We start from the raw sequence: 309 nt of genomic DNA on the forward strand, positions 1-309 counted from the left end.
CGCAGCGATGCGTTGAGCTAACCGGTACTAATGAACCGTGAGGCTTAACCTTACAACGCCGAAGATGTTTTGGCGGTGAGAGACGATTTTCAGCTCAGATTCAGAGTCCGAAGGATTTTACGCTGAGACAAGGCGGCAAACGCAGCGACGGAAGGAGCATACAGAAGTATGTGACTGACGCTCGCAAGAGCAGCCAACGCCGTATCAGTGTAAAAGACACAGGACAGAGCACAAAGAATTTGCCTGGCGGCACTAGCGCGGTGGTCCCACCTGACCCCATGCCGAACTCAGAAGTGAAACGCCGTAGCG

1 rRNA gene is annotated in these 309 nt (G+C 53.7%); it reads left to right on the top strand.

The window, feature by feature from the left end:
• Positions 1-242: 242 nt before the first annotated feature.
• Positions 243-309: ribosomal RNA gene (rrf, locus tag NBA72_RS24250) — 5S ribosomal RNA — on the top strand; the annotation flags it as partial.

It is taken from the genome of Salmonella sp. NW1250, assembly GCF_051812965.1.
Classification (GTDB): domain Bacteria; phylum Pseudomonadota; class Gammaproteobacteria; order Enterobacterales; family Enterobacteriaceae; genus Salmonella; species Salmonella enterica.